This is a genomic window from Synechococcus sp. RC10B2 (assembly GCF_047502635.1).
Window position 1 is genome coordinate 1 of sequence record NZ_JANSHO010000060.1, and the last position, 16663, is coordinate 16663.

General features: G+C 57.9%; 17 protein-coding genes. 9 read left to right on the forward strand and 8 right to left on the reverse strand.

All coding sequences use genetic code 11. The annotated features are described in order from the left end of the window. Positions 1-95 precede the first annotated feature (95 nt). Together hisH and NW855_RS08240 are read left to right on the forward strand one after the other, a co-directional pair. A complete protein-coding gene (gene hisH, locus NW855_RS08235; RefSeq protein WP_011429853.1) occupies positions 96-746 on the forward strand; it encodes an imidazole glycerol phosphate synthase subunit HisH in 651 nt (216 codons plus the stop codon). Positions 747-752: 6 nt separating this feature from the next. Beyond that, complete coding sequence (locus NW855_RS08240) at positions 753-1214, forward strand: EVE domain-containing protein (RefSeq protein ID WP_414347111.1); 462 nt, start codon at positions 753-755, stop codon at positions 1212-1214. Positions 1215-1270: 56 nt separating this feature from the next. Here NW855_RS08240 and surE read toward each other — a convergent pair whose 3' ends face one another. Beyond that, positions 1271-2050 (reverse strand): 5'/3'-nucleotidase SurE, encoded by a 780-nt coding sequence (gene surE / locus NW855_RS08245; RefSeq protein WP_011429851.1) that lies wholly within the window; start codon positions 2048-2050, stop codon positions 1271-1273. Between the two features lie 372 nt (positions 2051-2422). Here surE and NW855_RS08250 point away from each other — a divergent pair, with 372 nt between their 5' ends. Then, entirely contained in the window at positions 2423-3088 is a 666-nt protein-coding gene (locus tag NW855_RS08250; protein WP_414402395.1) for a Crp/Fnr family transcriptional regulator, read from the forward strand. 3 nt (positions 3089-3091) lie between these two features. Further along, positions 3092-3961 carry an alpha/beta fold hydrolase gene (locus NW855_RS08255; protein WP_414402394.1) on the forward strand — a complete coding sequence of 290 codons (870 nt, stop codon included), beginning with the start codon at positions 3092-3094 and terminating at the stop codon, positions 3959-3961. On the opposite strand, the gene NW855_RS08260 is transcribed toward NW855_RS08255, so the two are convergent. Further along, entirely contained in the window at positions 3901-4503 is a 603-nt protein-coding gene (locus tag NW855_RS08260; RefSeq protein WP_414402393.1) for a Ycf51 family protein, read from the reverse strand. The two genes, NW855_RS08255 and NW855_RS08260, sit on opposite strands and share 61 nt — an antisense overlap. 181 nt (positions 4504-4684) lie before the next feature. On the opposite strand from NW855_RS08260, the gene NW855_RS08265 reads away from it, so the two are divergent. Beyond that, positions 4685-5920, forward strand: coding sequence for a dynamin family protein (locus NW855_RS08265; RefSeq protein WP_414508651.1), 1236 nt, complete (start codon positions 4685-4687; stop codon positions 5918-5920). Between the two features lie 287 nt (positions 5921-6207). Then, positions 6208-6411 carry a hypothetical protein gene (locus NW855_RS08270; RefSeq protein ID WP_414402391.1) on the forward strand — a complete coding sequence of 68 codons (204 nt, stop codon included), beginning with the start codon at positions 6208-6210 and terminating at the stop codon, positions 6409-6411. A 14-nt stretch (positions 6412-6425) separates the two neighbouring features. Here the strand turns inward: NW855_RS08270 and NW855_RS08275 are convergent, their stop codons facing one another. From NW855_RS08275 to NW855_RS08285, 3 genes are all read right to left on the reverse strand, one after another. Beyond that, entirely contained in the window at positions 6426-7550 is a 1125-nt protein-coding gene (locus NW855_RS08275) for an FtsW/RodA/SpoVE family cell cycle protein (protein ID WP_414508652.1), read from the reverse strand. After that, on the reverse strand, positions 7495-8904 hold the full coding sequence (murD, locus tag NW855_RS08280; RefSeq protein ID WP_414508653.1) for a UDP-N-acetylmuramoyl-L-alanine--D-glutamate ligase: 1410 nt from the start codon (positions 8902-8904) through the stop codon (positions 7495-7497). Before murD ends, NW855_RS08275 begins: the two co-directional genes overlap by 56 nt. 76 nt (positions 8905-8980) lie before the next feature. Beyond that, entirely contained in the window at positions 8981-9697 is a 717-nt protein-coding gene (locus NW855_RS08285; protein WP_240527966.1) for a type 1 glutamine amidotransferase, read from the reverse strand. 1261 nt (positions 9698-10958) lie between these two features. Here NW855_RS08285 and NW855_RS08290 point away from each other — a divergent pair. Together NW855_RS08290 and NW855_RS08295 are read left to right on the forward strand one after the other, a co-directional pair. Next, a complete protein-coding gene (locus NW855_RS08290) occupies positions 10959-11162 on the forward strand; it encodes a PD-(D/E)XK nuclease superfamily protein (RefSeq protein ID WP_346426103.1) in 204 nt (67 codons plus the stop codon). 73 nt (positions 11163-11235) lie between these two features. Continuing rightward, the gene (locus NW855_RS08295) at positions 11236-12186 is read left to right on the forward strand and encodes a DNA adenine methylase (protein WP_011429841.1); all 951 of its coding nucleotides are present in this window, start codon (positions 11236-11238) and stop codon (positions 12184-12186) included. Positions 12187-12195: 9 nt separating this feature from the next. Here NW855_RS08295 and NW855_RS08300 read toward each other — a convergent pair whose 3' ends face one another. Further along, positions 12196-13380 carry a glycosyltransferase family 2 protein gene (locus NW855_RS08300; protein WP_414508654.1) on the reverse strand — a complete coding sequence of 395 codons (1185 nt, stop codon included), beginning with the start codon at positions 13378-13380 and terminating at the stop codon, positions 12196-12198. A gap of 112 nt (positions 13381-13492) precedes the next feature. Between NW855_RS08300 and NW855_RS08305 the strand changes: the two genes are divergently transcribed. Then, positions 13493-13837, forward strand: coding sequence for an STAS domain-containing protein (locus NW855_RS08305; protein WP_414508655.1), 345 nt, complete (start codon positions 13493-13495; stop codon positions 13835-13837). Positions 13838-13852: 15 nt separating this feature from the next. On the opposite strand, the gene NW855_RS08310 is transcribed toward NW855_RS08305, so the two are convergent. Further along, complete coding sequence (locus NW855_RS08310; RefSeq protein ID WP_099835590.1) at positions 13853-14674, reverse strand: tetratricopeptide repeat protein; 822 nt, start codon at positions 14672-14674, stop codon at positions 13853-13855. Between the two features lie 115 nt (positions 14675-14789). Continuing rightward, a complete protein-coding gene (locus tag NW855_RS08315) occupies positions 14790-16571 on the reverse strand; it encodes an NADPH-dependent assimilatory sulfite reductase hemoprotein subunit (protein ID WP_414402388.1) in 1782 nt (593 codons plus the stop codon). Positions 16572-16663: the final 92 nt, after the last annotated feature.

Here is a 16663-nt window from a genome sequence, read left to right on the forward strand (position 1 = left end):
AGAGCGGGGCTTCCAGGACTACGTCCCGCTAGCGCGAACGGCGGATTAGCTAAAGCCACTATACTGATAGGCTCTTGAAGGTTTCAGGAAAAGCCATGAAAGCCGTGCGCCTGGCGGTGATCGACTATGATGCCGGCAACCTGCATTCAGCTTGCAAAGGGCTGGAGCGGGCCGGGGCCGAGGTGCAGCTAGTCACAGAGCCGGCTGGGCTAGCGGCTTTTGATGGCCTTGTCCTGCCCGGCGATGGGGCCTTTGACCCAGCCATGCAGCAGTTGCGGGCGCGCGGCTTTGGGGAGGCAATCCGACAAGCCATCGAGCGGCAGCAGCCTTTCTTGGGCATTTGTATTGGTTTGCAAGTTTTGTTCGAAGACAGCGAAGAGGGGACAGAGCCGGGGCTGGGCATCGTGCCGGGGCGGGTGCAGCGCTTTCGACCGGAGCCGGGCCTGCGCATCCCCCACATGGGCTGGAACCAGTTGCACCTTACCCAGCCCGACTCTCCCCTTTGGGCAGGGATCCCCGAGCAAAGCTGGGTTTACTTTGTCCACTCCTACCACGCGGTGCCCAAGGATCCAAGCTGGGTGGTCGCCACCACCCAGCACGGCAGCCAAACCTGTGTGGCCGCCATTGCCCGCGGCACCTTGTTTGCCACCCAATTTCACCCCGAAAAGTCCGGCCCTGTAGGCTTGAAGATATTGCAAAACTTTGTCGAGTTTGTTGCCCGTCGCTTGCCTGCTGCCGGCGCCTAGCGTTTCATGAACTACTGGCTGATGAAATCGGAGCCCAGCGTCTACAGCATCTGGGATCTGCAGCGGGACGGCCAAACCCTTTGGGACGGCGTGCGCAACTACCAAGCCCGCAACTACTTGAAGGCCATGCAGGTTGGGGATCGCGCCTTTTTCTACCACTCCAACGCCGACCCCCCCGGCATAGCCGGCCTGATGGAGATCGTGGAGACTCAGGTGGTGGATCCCAGCCAGTTTGATCCCACCAGCCCCTACTACGATCCCAAGTCAACCCCTGCAGCGCCCCGCTGGCAGACAGTGCGGGTGCAATTTGTTGCCGCCTTTGGGCGCTTGATCCCTTTGGCCCAGTTAAGGGCCACTTTTACCCCTGCGGAGTTAGAAGTGGTGCGGCGAGGCACGCGACTGTCGGTGATGCCTGTTCCCCAGGCTGTGGCAGAACGGCTGCTGGCCTTGGCAGCCGTTCCCCTCTAGGGTTTCCCCTGGCTGCGATCCCGGCCAAGCCTGCTTGCCCTAGGCCATTTTTGCTTTCAAAAGCCAAAGGCTGAGAGGCCCCAGCGCTGCAAGCTCTCGAAAGCGGCGTAGGCCGTTAAATCCGGCTGCAGGGGCGTAATCGACACATACCCCTCGGCAACCGCCCGCACATCGGAACAGGGATCCACCTCCTCTTCCACCACCTCTCCTGCCAGCCAGTAGTAGGCCTTGCCGCGGGGATCTACCCGTTTCTCGTAGAGATCCGTGTACTTGCGCCAGGCCAGGCGGGCCAAGACCATGCCGCGTATTTCAGCCAACCCTAGCGGGGGGACATTGACGTTCAACAGCATCGGCTTCTCTAAAGGCTTCAGGCTCAGCTTCTCCAGCAGCATCAGCACCACCTGGGCCGCCGGCTGAAAATCCTGGTGGGTAAAGCTGGCCAGGCTCACGGCTAGGCTGGGGATCCCTTCCAGCAGCCCTTCCATGGCTGCCGAGACGGTGCCGGAATAGAGCACATCAGTGCCCAGATTGGCTCCCTGGTTGATGCCGGCAATGACCCAGTCAGGGGGCTGCTGCAGCAGACCGTCCAGGCCCAACTTGACGCAGTCCGAGGGCGTGCCCGAACAGGCCCAAGCTTGCACCTCTGGCGGAAACCCCTCCCGCACCGGATCCACTCGCAGCGGCTTGTGCAACGTCAAGGCGTGGCCGGTAGCCGAGCGCTCCCGATCCGGACAGACCACCGTGATCTGATGTCCACCCACCTGAGCCAGCGCAGCGGCCAGACATCGCACCCCCGCCGCCTGGATGCCATCGTCGTTGCTGATAAGGATATTCATCGCAGCCACCCCACACCTGTACTCAGACATCCACCAGTCTGACCCCATTCTGCGCCATCCCCTAGCTGGCTGAGTTCGGCGACAAGCTCTGAAAATTTACGGCTTCTTGAGGTTATTATTGGACGTAGCCTTTTGAACAATATCAGTAGAAACCCGATGTCGCCCCATAGGGTTCAGTGCCATTATGAAGCTAAGGTAAAGTAAGCCTGTAGGTTCTCTCCTCTTTGTTTTGCCCCCTTGCGGTTTCCCCATCCTCTCACGACTCTGTTCCGCGGACGCGAAGGCGAAAGCGTTGTGTTGCAACAGTAGCCAGGTAAAGCTGGGGAGTCTGTAAAACCCATCAGGTCGCTCGAGCGACAGGAAGTTGATCCCATGACACTTGTTTCCATCACATCGGCAGCAGAGGCTCAGGAATGGCGGGAACTCCGCCAGTGGGCCGAAGAGCACTACCGCTCTCGTACGTTTCCTAAAGATGTGCGCATTCCAACTCGTCCGGGATTGGTGTACATCCCCCAAGAGGGCGTGGTGCGCCTGGTCAGCCAAACGCCGGAGCGGCGGGAGGTTTTTGTCGGGTTTATCACGCCCGGGGTGCCCTTTGAGCTGAGCAACCCGGAGCGCTTTGAGCTAAAAGCCTGCACCCATGTCGATCGCACGACGGTGATGTGGTTTTACTGGCAGGATTTGGAGCAGTGGCCCTATCTGCACCAGAAAATTCAAGAAAGCTTCCGCCAGCAACTGCAACGCAAGTTGCTCTGGCTGGGCAACTTGGGCCAGCGTCGGGCCATCGACCGCCTGAAGGGCTTTTTGACCTTGTTAATCGACGAGTATGGGCAGCCCTGTGAGCAGGGGATGTACCTCCCCTGGCCCCTCACCCACGCCCAGATCGGGGATGCCATTGGTGCCACCCGCGTGACGGTTACTCGCCTGCTGGGATCCCTGCGCTCGAAGGGGTTTGTGCAGATCCTGGATCAGAACCTGATCTGCATTCCCAATGGAGTGAAGCTGCAGCCGACGCCAAAAAAGGTGGCCAGCGCCTAAGCTATGGGCCTGCAGCTCTACTACCGGGCCTGGGGAGAAGGGATCCCTTCGCTGCCCATCCTGCTGCTCCACGGCCATCCGGGCAATGCCGACTGCATGGAAGTCTTTGCCGAGGCGGTGGCGGGGATGCACCCCTGTGTGGCGCCGGATCTGCGCGGCTACGGGCGTTCGCAGGTGCGGGATCCCTTTGAGATGTCGGCCCACCTGGAGGATTTGCAGGAGCTGCTGGATCGCCTGGGCTGGCAGGAGTGTCTGCTACTGGGCTGGTCTTTGGGCGGGATCCTAGCCCTAGAGTTGGCTTTGCGCCTACCCCAGCGGGTCAAAGGCTTGATCCTAGTAGCCAGCGCTGCCTGTCCCCGCAGCAACCATCCCCCTACCGATTTTTGGGATCAGCTCAACACCGGCATTGCTTCGCTGCTCAACTGGCTTTGGCCCGGCTGGAGTTGGAACATCAACACCTTTGGCCGCCGCTCTCTCTACCGCTACCTAGTCCAGAGACATACCCCGAGAACCTATCGCTACCTGGCCCAGGCAGCTTTGCCGGCTTACCTGCATACCTCTCCTCAGGCTCGCCAAGCCCTACGCGCTGCCCTTCGACAGGGCTACAACCGCGAGGGAGAGCTGCACCGCCTGCACCTACCGGTTTTGATTCTGGCTGCGGAGCAGGATTGCCACATCACTGTTGCCAGCAGCCTAGCCACGGCTCGCCTTCTCCCTCAGTGCACCTGCATTGTCTATCCCAACGTGGCCCACCTCTTTCCCTGGGAGATCCCTGAGCAAGTAGGGCAAGATCTGCGCCGCTGGCTGAGGGCTCAGGATTGGGCCAAGGGAGGCTCTTGCAAAGTCCCCTCAGAGGGCGGGGCGGCCTCCTGAACTTGGGCTAACCTACGCAGCCGAGCAAAGGCCTCTTCCTCCAGGTGGATTTGCTGCTGCTGTTGTTCTTCCGGGGTGCGCAGGCGTTTCCCCAAAGGCTGTTGCAGCGTGCCCAAAAGTAAGGGCTCGGAGACTCCCGGCTCGGGGTGGATGACAGTGCGGGCTTGCAGGGTAAACACTGGCGAGCCGGTAGAGAAACGACCAGAGGAGGCCAGATCGCTAGCTGCCTGCTTCAGCGTAAGGATCAGTTGCTCCGGGGTGATATCTGGGCTAACGGCAATGACCGCCCGCTCCGCCCCTTGGTCATAGACAGTGGTGTAGGGAGCAGCCCCGGGGATGCGGGAGCGGAAAATGGGCCCTAGGCTCAGAGCAAAACAGCCTGCCGTTAGGACCAAGGTAAAGGCCGTGTAGCCCACTAGCGAAAACTTCCAAGGCCAGTTGCGTATCCAGGCCAGCAGCGTTAGCAGCGCCAGGAAGACCGCTACTCCCAGCCCCACCTGGCTGGCAGAGGCGAAGAAAGATTGCAAAGAGCCATCCATCATTCGCAAACTACCTCTTGTTGACCCCAGAACTGCCGGCGGCTATGTGCATTTTAGAGCCATTTCTTTATGCTACTAAATCAGCATTGCTGGCAAGAAGGACGCTGAAAAAATGCGAAGAAAACGAACCACGGTACTAGCGAAAGGACTATAGTGCCGGCGAAGCGGCTTGAGAGCTGTCGGCATGTCATCTTCAACTCTATCTGAAGGAGCGCATCACAGGCTTGATTCTACGGATCCCTCGGTAGCCCTGCGGATCGCAAGAGAGTCACTGTTCACCCTTGGCAACCTCACTGCTGGGATCCTCAGCGAATACCACGACGTCATTAGCAGCTCTGTGCTGCTGGAAAAGCTGCAGGCCTTTCGGGTTGTCTACGAAGAGGCCGTTGCCCGCCTACAGAAGCCCTCCTTCCGGATCGCCACCATTGGTACCACCTCTTCGGGTAAATCCACTATTGTGAACGCCCTCATTGGCCGGAAAATCGCGCCTATTGAGGCCCAGGAGATGAGTGCCGGGATCCTGCGGATTAGGCACGGCGAGCGGAGCAGGCTAGTTATCCACAATACCGAAGGAGCCACCTGGGAATGCGGCACGTGGGAAGACCTGAGGGACGAAGAAATCTACCGCAGGCTCAAGCTGACGATGGAGGCCTACCACCAAGAGCGACGAAAGAAGAGAAAGAAGAGGGATGAAGCGGAGGTGGGCATCCCTCAGGTAGACGTTGAGTGTCCGCTGCTGCCGGTCAGAAACCCTTTTCTGTTAGGCCTGCCTGAGGGCTTACAGGTCGAGATTTATGACTTGCCTGGCCTAAACTCAATTCAAGATAGAATAAGCCTTAGGATTATCCAAGAGCATGTCAGCAAGTGCTTTAGCTTTGTTGCACTGGATTACTCTCAGACAGATTGGCAAGGACGGGAAACTCTCTTGAGAGAGCTAAAGGATGTCGTAGAGTTTCTCAGAGGTCAAACCAGTTTGATGGTCTTCTTGCTCAACAAGGTTGACATGCGGAATCAAACCGACAACCCTCTAGAGCAAAGGATCGAGGAGCTGAGGGAGGAAATTCAGGAGATTCTGGCTCTTCCAGAGCCGCCTTGCATCATTCCTCTTTCTGCTATTGCACTCTTTTATGCTCAATGTGCCTGGGGAGCTAACTCTTCTGAAGCGTCGGATGTAGATCCCAGTACCAGGCGGTGGATGGTCAGCTCTCTTTTTAAAGACTGCTATAACTTCATTAAAGCCTCTACGAGAGGTGATAAGGAGCTGAGGTCGTGGCTACTTAACCTCGAGAACAGCATCGAGGAAGGACAGGAAATATCCGAATTTTTTTCTCTGACCAAGCCCATCAGATCCCTGTTGAGCGCCAGGTCCACTGCCTATTGCTCAGCGATATTGCTCTCAAGGGTTGGGCGGTTTCCCTAGCGGCGGAATCCCAGCTTCTGCTTAAACATGGGTACCTTCAAGATGCTGTTGATGTCCTAAACTTCGAGGTCCCTCGTTTCCGGGAACTGAGCGAAAGGTGGTGTGCAGCTCTCTTGCCAGCAGATCGGCCTCAGCTCCGGACGGCCTATACGTACAAGGCTTCTGGCTTCGCTGGCCGCATCTCTAGCGAACGCATCCAGCGCATTGCTCGTCTTTCCCCATTTGATCGAGGGCTTACGCCAGAGCAGGTCTTTCTCAGAGAAAAGAATCTTTCCGTCGAGTTTCAGATGACCTATTTCCAGGAGCTGGACAAGTCTTGGCACCTTTCCCAAGCTGCTTTAGCCGAATACCTAGATACCCTCAGCGAGCTCACCGAGCGCCTTGAAGGTCTCCAGTCTTTTGCTCACCTCTGTCGAGAGCTTAACCAGGCGGATCCCTACCGATTGATCCCCTCTGAACCCCCAAGTCTTTATCTACTGGCTGCCGAGTGAGAAGCTTACAGGCCTTAGCCCACCTCGCGGGCGGCCCGGACCAACAGCCCCGCCATGATCAGCCCCGCCAGGATCGAGCTGCCGCCGTAGCTAAACAGGGGCAAGGGCACCCCTGTAGTCGGCAGTAGGCCGCTGACCACGCCGATATTCAGCAGTGCCTGCCCTACCAAAAACATCAGACAGCCGCAGACCACCAGCCGGGCAGGCAGGTCGAGACAGCGCCGCATAACCCGCAAGCTGACCCAGGTGTAGGCGCTCAATAGCCCCAGGAAGAAAAGGGATCCCACCAGGCCAAACTCTTCTGCATACACAGCAAAGATGAAGTCCGTGTACTGGATGGGCAGGTAGAACAGCTTTTGTAGGGAAAGACCATAGCCTTTGCCCCACCAGCCACCTGAGCCAATAGCCAAAAGGCTCTGCACCAACTGGTAGCCGTCCCCCTGAGCATTCCCCCAGGGATCCAAAAAGGCTAAGATGCGCCGCCGCTGGTAGTCTTTGCTGAGAATGCTCACCCCAGCCGCCAAGATCCCCAGTCCCGCGGTAGCCAAGAGGGTAAAAAGGGGGAGCCCAGCCGTCCAGGCCATGACCCAGAGGGTAAGGCCGCAGATGGCGGTGGTACCCAAGTTGGGCTGGATGAGGATCCCCAGCAGCGCCAAAGCAAAGAGCCCGACCCAGACGCCGCGAAACCAGAGGGGATGGTAAAACCAACGGCCAAACACCCAGGATCCCTGCAGCACCAACAGGGGCTTGAGCAATTCCGCAGGCTGAATAATCGGGATCACCTTTAGATCCAGCCAGCGGCTGGCATCCAGGCGGGAAACCCCCAGCCCTGGCACGTGGGTGGCCCAGACCAAGCCAATGCCCAGCAGGCAGAGGATCCCGGCCCAGGGGAACCAGCGCTGCAAGGGGATGCGCACTAGGATGGTGAAGCAGACCAGCCCCAGCCCTGACCAGAGCACCTGGCGCTTAAAGAAATAGAGGCCATCGCCGGTAGTCTGCTGCGCCACCGGGTAGGAGGCCGAAAACAATACCGCCAGCCCTATCCCCAGCCAGACCAGCGTCAGCCAACGCAGCCAGCGCGCTTCAGCGTTCCAGGAATCCCACCAGGGCTTGGCAGCAGGCTCGAAAGTGGTGGCCACGGTGCTCGAAGCTGGGGTACTGGTCGAAGCTGGCACAAGCAGGCGACAGTAAAACGGTGATGGGCTGAGCTGGATTGGCCAGGGCTTGCGCTAGGGAGCAGGCAGCTGCAAAGGCCCTTTCCACCGCCATATCTAGGGTCGGCAGGATCTCGACGTCAGTATAGCGGATTTCCTGAAGAGCCTTGGCCAGCTTAGGAGCAGCCTCCCCAATGAGCAACACGCGGGCCACCTTGGCCTGAATAAGCCGCAGCCAGGCCGAGGGATCCCCCTGTTTGGCCCTTCCACCGGCAATGAGGATAATGGGCGGGGAGAGGGCGTTGAGCGCTACCCAGCCGGCCTCGTAGTTGGTGGCCTTGCTGTCGTTGACAAAGCGGATGGGGGTAGATCCCACCTGGATTTGGGCCACCCGTTCCAGCCGATGGGGCATGCCGGCAAAAGAGCGGATGGCGGCTTGAAGGGCAGCGTTGGGGATCCCGGCTAGATGAGCAGCCGCTGCTGCCAAGAGCAAGTTCTGCAAGTTGTGCGAGCCAGGGCAGCGCTCGGCAAAGTCCTCCAGCTCCGCCACCGCTTCCCCCCGGATGTAAAGCGTGCTCCCTCGCAGGAAGACATCCGCTTGCGGATCTTGCAGCGAGACCCAGTAGGTCTTTTCCCAGTCTCGCCGCCGGCGAAAGAGGTAGGGGTCCTCGCCATTGACCACCCGCCACTGGGCCCGCTCCAGCAGCCGCGCCTTAAAGCTGGCATAGCGCTCCAGCGTGCCGTGCCGCTCTAGGTGATCTGGGGTGAAAGTTGTCCACACTCCAATGCGGGGTGGGCCTCCGGGGGAGCTCTTCATCAGGCGGCTGCTGGCCTCCAGTTGGTAGCTGCTCAGCTCTGCCACGATCCAATCTGGCCGACGCTGCCCTTGCCAGATCTCCAGAGCCACTTGGGACAGGGGCAAGCCAATGTTGCCGCAAGGGATCCCTTCTAGCCCTGCTGCCTTGAACATCTCCGCCACTAGGGCCGTGGTGGTGCTTTTGCCGTTGGTGCCCGTGATCCCCACCCAAGGCAGGTGCTCAAGAAACGGCCAGGCCAGCTCCGCCTCTCCCACCACCTCGATCCCTTGCCGCCGCGCCTCTTGCAGCAGCGGGTGATCCCAGGCAATGCCCGGGCTGACCACCACCTGCTTCACTCCCGGCAGCAGTTGAAAAGGCTGGCCCAAGTGGACAGGGATCCCTTCCCGTTCCAGCTCCGCCTGCCGTTGCCGCAAGAGCTCCGAATCCTGCTCGTCCCAGACCCACACCTCTTTTCCCTGGGCCCGCAGCAGCCGTGCAGCCGACCAACCCGCGATCCCCAGTCCCAAAACCTGATGGCCCACGTCTATCCTCTTGGAACTTTGGCTTGCAGATCTGCATCTTACGGCTTTGGCCGCTCTCTAGAGCGCAGCGCGGGGCCTAGGGATCGGAGCGACAGAGAAAGGAGAGAACCTCGCCCATTAGACGGTTTATGGCTTGGTACTTCTCAGGGGAGGCTGAGAGGATCTCTGCTTCCGACTGCACATAGGTAGATGGCAACAGTTCGTTGCGGCAGTGGGAGACAAGCCCTTGCACCAATTCTGGCGTGGTTTCCAAGTGAAACTGGAGGCCGATCACTGAGCGTCCAAGCTGAAAGGCCTGGTTCTCACAGCCTTCGCTCTTGGCAAGGTGAATTGCACCAGGGGGCAGCTCGAAGGTTTCCCCGTGCCAGTGAAAAACCTCAATCGAGGGCGGGAAGCGAAAGGTTAGCTCATCAGGGGGCTGTACCCCTCGTACCGGCCACCAGCCTATTTCCTTAACACGATTTGGAAACACTCGGCTACCCATTGCGCTGGCAATCAGTTGCGCCCCCAGACAGATGCCCAAAATGGACTTGCCGGCCTCGATGGCATTGCGGATAAACTCCTTCTCCTGACCTAGCCAAGGAAATGCACTTTCGTCATTGGCACTCATGGGGCCACCCATGACGATGAGCATGTCAAATTCATCTAGGCTCGGCAATCTCGTCGATTCAAAAAACCTTGTGCCCGTTACAGGGTATTCCTTGGCTTTGAGCCAGGACTCTATATAGCCCAGACCTTCAAAGGGCACATGTTGTAAGTAATGGACACGCATGCTGATTTCGATGACTAACACCCCAGCATAGCATAGCTCCTGTAACTTCCCTGCTGATCGTAGCATTCCTAAGATATTCATGATAGGAAAATCAAAATTCTGTTCCGTTGTATAAGGAACAAAAAGAATGCACCTGGCTGGTCACTCCTCTTCTCTTAACCTCTGGCTCACTTCTTCTAAATACGCCCTAACCTATTTACAGCAACGATAGTCCGCCCCATCCCAAAAAATCGCTATCCTTTGTTCTTTTTTCTCAAGTCTTAAGTACTCTATAAACGCTCTCATGCTTTGAGAATCTGCCTTATTATATACTTGCAACGGAAACTCTCTCTTGTCATAATCTAATGCCCCAAAGTAACTTCGCCTCCCCCTGATATTCTTAATATCGGCCGCAATCTGTTCTCCTTTACCCCCCACCTCTATCCACAAAGGTAACCTCATAGCGGGTGACGCTCATCTACCATAAACACTGTTAGCTCCCCCTTGTCCATCAGGAGCTTCTACTCTTTTGCCTTATGCCGTATCTCTTTTTTTGAGCAACTGCTTCCTCATTCTTCTGGGACTGCCTCTTCTAAACTTTCCTTCAGCTCATCGCAATAGCAGCAGCTTTTTATTCGGGAGAGAGATAGGGCTTTGAGCCTCGATAAGCTAGAGCAAGTCCAGCAGCTCCTTGGTTTGGGAGTATAAGTTCCGGTTGCTGATAAAGCTTGATGACACTTGCAACACGTCACAGACCTAGGGGTGAGTATGGCCTTGGAGTGTTGTTTTGACAGCTAAGGCTTGCCCCAGCTCTCGGAGATCGGGGTTGCTGTCTACGAAATCCACGAGCCCCTGCATTAAATCCATCTTGCCCCCGATCACTAATCTGTATTAAGGTTGCTATGTGCTTCTGCAACAGCAGATGAAAACCACTGCTACTGGACTCCGGAGATCGGCTGGTTCTTGAGGGTGTGGCACCGACAAAAAGTAGAAACCACAGCCACCTACTTGCAGTGGTGGACTGCCGACGGGAATTTGCTTCTGGGGGAATTGAACAAGTAGGGCAGGAGCGGCAGTAGCAGCCCTCGCCCAAGTCCGTCAGGAACAGCAGCGCCTAGCCGCAAAGCTTCGGGAGTTGGGTGGCGATGGGAGAGCGCAGGGGTGGTGAAAACAAACGAAGCTGATTGTCTGTGAGGAGTTTTCTCTATGTCAGGAAAAAGAACAGCGCCTAAAAGTGGTGACGAATTAAAGCAGCGAGTTGTTGCTCTGGCACAATCTCTTGGATTGAAGACCAGCACGAAGGCTGTGGGGGCAACAGCGGTATATTGATGTGGTCATTAGCGATGAAAAAAGCGGCAAGCGACTGGGAGTGGAGTGTAAGTTTCAGGCGACGTCAGGCACAGCGGAAGAGAAGATCCCTGCAACCATTCAAGATATGGAGCACTGGCCTATTCCAGGGATCGAGGTAATTGACGGCGAAGGGTTTTCAAAGAACATGCAAGGATAACTGATGTCTACTGAGAAAGTGGTTTGGTTCAGCGATTTAGAAGATTGGTTACGTTTGTATTTTGGATTGTAACATGAGCGATTTGCTTCTTCCGCGACCTTTTCTAAAATGGGCCGGTGGCAAGACACAACTGACAGACGCCCTATTAGAGCGGATGCCGGTCTATTTCAGAACTTACCACGAGCCTTTTGTTGGGAGTGGCGCGCTTTTCTTTCGCCTGTATAGAGAATGCAAAATCAAACAGGCGATCCTTTCCGATATCAACGCTGAGCTGATAGATACTTACCTGGCTATTCGCGATCATGTTTGGGAAGTTATTCAACTACTCTCCGAATTTCCACACAATGAAAGTTTTTATTACCAGATTCGAGAGAAAGATCCTTGGTCAATGGGTCTTGTAGGACGAGCAGCGCGCATGATTTACCTGAACAAGACAGGCTATAATGGTTTGTATCGCGTCAATCGGCAAGGAAAGTTCAATGTTCCTTTTGGGCGATATAAAGCTCCAAAGTATCTAGACAAGGACAATCTTTTAGCTGCATCCCTTGCTCTACAAAATGTTGAAATTTTGTGCGTGCCATTTGATACGGTTGTTGAGAGGGCCAAGCCAGGCGACTGGGTGTATTTCGACCCGCCTTACGTTCCTGTCTCGCAAACATCAAACTTTACCTCCTATCATGCCAGTGGCTTCGGCCTAGAGGATCAAGAGCGATTACGAGACATTTGCATTGACTTAAGCAAGAATAAGGTGTACATCATGCTTTCTAATTCTGACACCGCAATCATTCGCTCTTTGTACGCTATGCCCTTCTTTGCTATTGATGAAGTTCAAGCAAACCGGGCTATCAACTGCAAGGGGACAAAACGAGGCAAAATCACGGAGCTAGTGATCACAAACTACCCTGTTGAAAGAGCGGTGCAGCTAGGCTTACTCGATCAGGGGTTGCCTTATTTGAGGGCCACCCAACACTCGCTTGCGCCTGCTGTCACTCCGCTGCGCTTCGCGGGGCAGGTGAGATCCTGAGGCAGTCGACTAGTAGGTGCGCCCGCGCCAAGAGCGGGGGCGGCTGAGGGCTGACAAGATCACCCGCAGGACAGCCAAGGGATCCGCCAGCGGCGAAGCCCAAAACGTCCAGGGGGGATCCTGATAAGAGCCGCGAATGCCCATCAGCACCCCCAGTCGCAGGGCCAGCAAGCCCAGGTTGAGCCCCAACAACACTTGCTCTGTTAGGGAAAAGGGGAACCCCAGCCCGGCCTTGATCCCCAGCCCCCCCACTGCCAAGAGTGGGATCCCTTGGGTAAGCACCAGCAGGGCCATATCCCCCCACAGTTGGGCCCTGGGGGTGGCGTCTTTCAAATCCAGGGATCGGCCCCACTCCCGCCAAGTTTCGGCCAAAGAGGTGTACATGCGCACCTTGAGCAGGTGCCGACCGTCGCAAAAAGCTACTTTAAAGCCGGCTGCCGCGATCTGCCGCACCAGGGTGACATCGTCGCAAAAGGAGGCCCGCGCCAGGGTATAGCCGTTCATGGCTTCCAGCACCGAGCGGCGCACCAACATACACTGCCCATTGGCCATCGTCCGCTCCGGCAAGTGGGGAGTCTCCCCTGCCGCCCCATAGCGGTAGATCAGGGTTGTCAAAAGAGCTGGCTGCAGCCAGCCTTCCCCCCAGTGCTGCAGGATAAACTGCGGCGCCAGGGTGATGAGATCCAGCTTTTTGGCCTGGGCAGTTTCCAGCAGCCGCTCCACCAGGCCCGGCTGGGGGCGGGTGTCGGCATCAATGCCCAAGATCCACTCAGAGGCGGGATCCGACTGGAGAAATCCATAGTGCAACGCCCAAGGGCGACCGACCCAGCCGCTGGGCAGGGGATCGTCGGTAACGAGGCGAAAGCGGGGATCCCGCGCGGCCATTTGCAGCACTTTTTCGCGGGTGCCATCCTGGGAGCGGCTATCCACCACCAGAACTTCGCGCACAACCGCTCCCTGGCGGTGCAGCCCTTCCAGACAGGGATCCAGGCGCTCGGCCTCGTTGAGGGTGGGCAGCAAGACGCTGACCAAGCCCGGCGGAAAAGGGATCCCCGGTTGACCAGGAGGGAGAGGAGAAGGGCGCCACAAAGAGGGCAGCAGCCGCGCCAGCAACACCGCCGCCATCGGCATCTGCAGGGCCAACAAACCCAGGGCAGCCGCATCCTCCATCGGGATCATCGCGTGCGTATCCATTAGGGCTACCTTCCTACCTCCAAATAAAAGTTGCCCAGCAAGGCCCAAGCCGGTGGCTTTGGTTCAGAATCAATGTGACCCTTGCCCTCGGCTTTTTCTTTCTTAGCCCTTTGTGGATGTTTCCACTCAGCTCAGCCCCGGGGGATCCCTTGTCGCCCTCGTCAAGCTTCCTGCAGGACAGCTGGAGCCTGCTTTGGTGCAGAGAGAGCTGAGTCAGATTCTCGCCAAGAAACCCAAGCACCTCTTGCTGGATCTGAGCCAGGTTACGCAGATCGACAGCAGGGGAGTTTCGGCTTTGGTGTGGGCAAGACGCGCCTGCGCCGCCGCCGACTGTCATCTCAAGCTCTGCGGTTTAGGAGAGAAAGCCAAGACAGTTCTCAAGGTTACCCGTCTGGACTCTCTCTTCGAGACTTATCCCTCGGTGGAAGCGGCCCTCAAGGAGGTCTCCGAGTCTTGAGGGGGACGACTCTCCTCAGGGAGCAGTCTCCTGGCTCTCAACAGCCTGAGGCTGGTTTCTTTGGGCAGAGAGCTCGGCCTCTTGCCGGATCTGCTCCCGCAGCTTGGGTGGGGCCAGGCGGGCTGCTTGCTCAAATAGCTCCGGGGCTTTTGCCCGTAGGTTTTCATCGGTGGCGGAGCTAAGGGCTATTGCTTTGCCCAACACGGGCGCAAAGTCGCTGGGATCCGCCGCAATCATCTCGTCGTAGAGGGCGACAGCCTTTTCCGTCTGGTTATTGCGGACGTAGATAAAGGCCAAGCGCAGACGGACATCGTTATCTTCCGGGACTTCCTTCAGATAGTTCTCCAGTAGTTCAATGGCTTGAGAAGGGCGGCCCAGCGCTAGTTGAACGTCGGCCAGCTCCTGCAGGACTTGGCTATCTTTGGGATCCTTCTCGTGAAGGATCTGGAGCTGCTCTAATGCCCCTTCCAGATCCCCTGTATCTTGCTGAATCTGGGCCAAAAAAGCTCGCAGTTGCCGATTTTCCGGCTCCAGTTCCACCAGCTTCTTCAGCGGCTCGATGGCCCCTTGCGGCTCGTTGAGCTGCAGTTGCGTGTCGATCAACCCCCGCAGGGCGATGGGGTTATCCGGCTCCCGTTCCAGCACAGCCCGGTAGCCGTCCGCCTGGGCCCGCAGTTGCTCAGTAACCAAGTTGGCGGTGTCTTGCGAGTCCGAAGGCCCCAGCGCCTGGAGGATGGGGCCAAAGGAGAAGCTTAGGAACATCGCTGCGCCGACCACCAGCACCAGCGCTTTGAAGACCTTGCGGACGAAAGGTTCGTCAGGTTTGGACTGAGGCATGAAGGGGCTCGCACAAAACCTCTTTGTACTCTATCATTCGCTCCCCTGGAAGCCTAGCAGCCTCCTGAACCAGTGACCCACTTTGCCCTCAGTGAGGAAGGGAGGGGCAGTCCCCTTAGCTTTGAACCTGCTGGAGCCGCTGCACCTGGGCCTGTAGGTAGGGGATCCCCACCCGGTGGCAGTAGTCGCCAAAGCGCTCTTGGGGGTGGCGCTCCTGTTTGTAGAGCTGCAGGAGAATCCTCATCAAAGGCACAATTTGGCTGATGTGCACCCGATCCTGAAACGGCTGGGCCAAGCGATCCCCTCGCGGGCTAGCCCCCAGCCAGATTTGGTAGTAGCCATCGGGGGCGGATCCCACCAATCCCAGCTCCGCCAAGTAAGGGCGGGCACAGCCGTTGGGACAGCCGGTCATGCGCACCAAAAAGGGCGAATCCTGCAGATCTAGCTCCCGCAACACCTGATCCAACTGGCGGATCAGGGTGGGCAGGGCCCGCTCCGACTCGGTAATGGCCAAGCCACAGGTGGGCAGCGCCGGACAGGCCATGGAAAGCCGCACCAGCTCCGGGATCTCCTCTTTGGAGAGCACCCCGTGGGACTTGAGGATCTGGTTAATGGCCTCTCGCTGGCCCTCCTCGATGTCGATGAAGATCACGTCCTGCGTGGGGGTAAGCCGCAGGTGCAGGGAAAATTCCTCCACAATCTTGCGCAGGGCCGTTTTCAGCTGCCGCTCCGGCGTATCCTGGATGCGGCCATTTTCAATGGAGAGGCCCAAAAACCAACGGCCATCCCCCTGCTCGTGCCAGCCCAGGTAGTCGTCGCTGTTGGGGACAAACTTAGGCATGCGCCGGAAGGGCAATAGCTTCTCCCCCAGGTACTGCTCGACCACGCGGCGAAACTTGCGGATCCCCCAGTCGCGCACCAGATACTTCAGCCGCGCCTGCTTGCGGTCGTAGCGGTTGCCGTGATCCCGCTGCACCGCCAAAACCGCCTGGCAAATCCGGTACACCGCTTCCGGCGGGGCAAAGCAGAGTTTCTGGGCCAAAAGGGGTTGGGTCTCCTCCTTGCCGTGGGTGCGCCCCATGCCGCCGCCCACCACGATGTTGAAGCCCTTGAGGTTGCCCTTGCGGTCGGTGAGCACGATCAAACCCAGGTCTTGGGAGTACACATCGACGGTGTTCTCCCCAGCTACGGCGATGGCCGTCTTGAACTTGCGGGGCAAATAGACCGGGCCATACAGAGGTTCTGGCCCCTCCAGCCTCACCCCGTTGCCGACAAACTGCTCCGCTTCCCGGACTTCCGCATCCACCGGCGGGATGGGAACCGCCTCCCCATCCACCCACAGCTCGTAGTAGGCAGAAGTCTTCGGAGCCAAGAGATCCGCCAGCTTGCGGGCATACTCCTGGGCATAGCGGTAGGCAGGCCGGTTTTTGTGGGGGGCGACCGGCGCCATGACGTTGCGGTTGACGTCTCCACAGGCGGCCAGGGTGGATCCCATCTGCCGGATGATGCTGCCAATGGTGGCCTTGAGGTTTTGCTTCAAGATCCCGTGTAATTGAAAGGTCTGCCGGGTGGTGGCCCGCAAAGTGCCGTTGCCGTACTCCTCCGCCAGCCGATCCAGGGTCAAGTAAAGCTGTGGCGGCACATGCCCCCCTGGAATGCGGGTGCGCAACATCATCTGGTAGGCCCGCTCCAGACCTTCCTGCTTCCGCTGCTGCCGCAGATCCCGGTCGTCTTGCTGATAGGCGCCGTGAAACTTGAGCACCTGCACCGCCGCCTCGCTGAAGTGGGTGGTGTCCTGGGCCAGCTCCTGCCGCAAGGGATCCCGCAGGAAGTGGCTATCTGCTTTGATCTGCTCCACCTTGGAGCGCTTGGCCTCAGAGGCGGCAAAGGGAGTCATGTGATTCTCCAGTAATCCGGTCGGAATACCTGTGAAACAGGGTAGCATCTCCCCTGGGTCGCGTCCAGTTCTGTGGGTTGGGGTTAGAACAG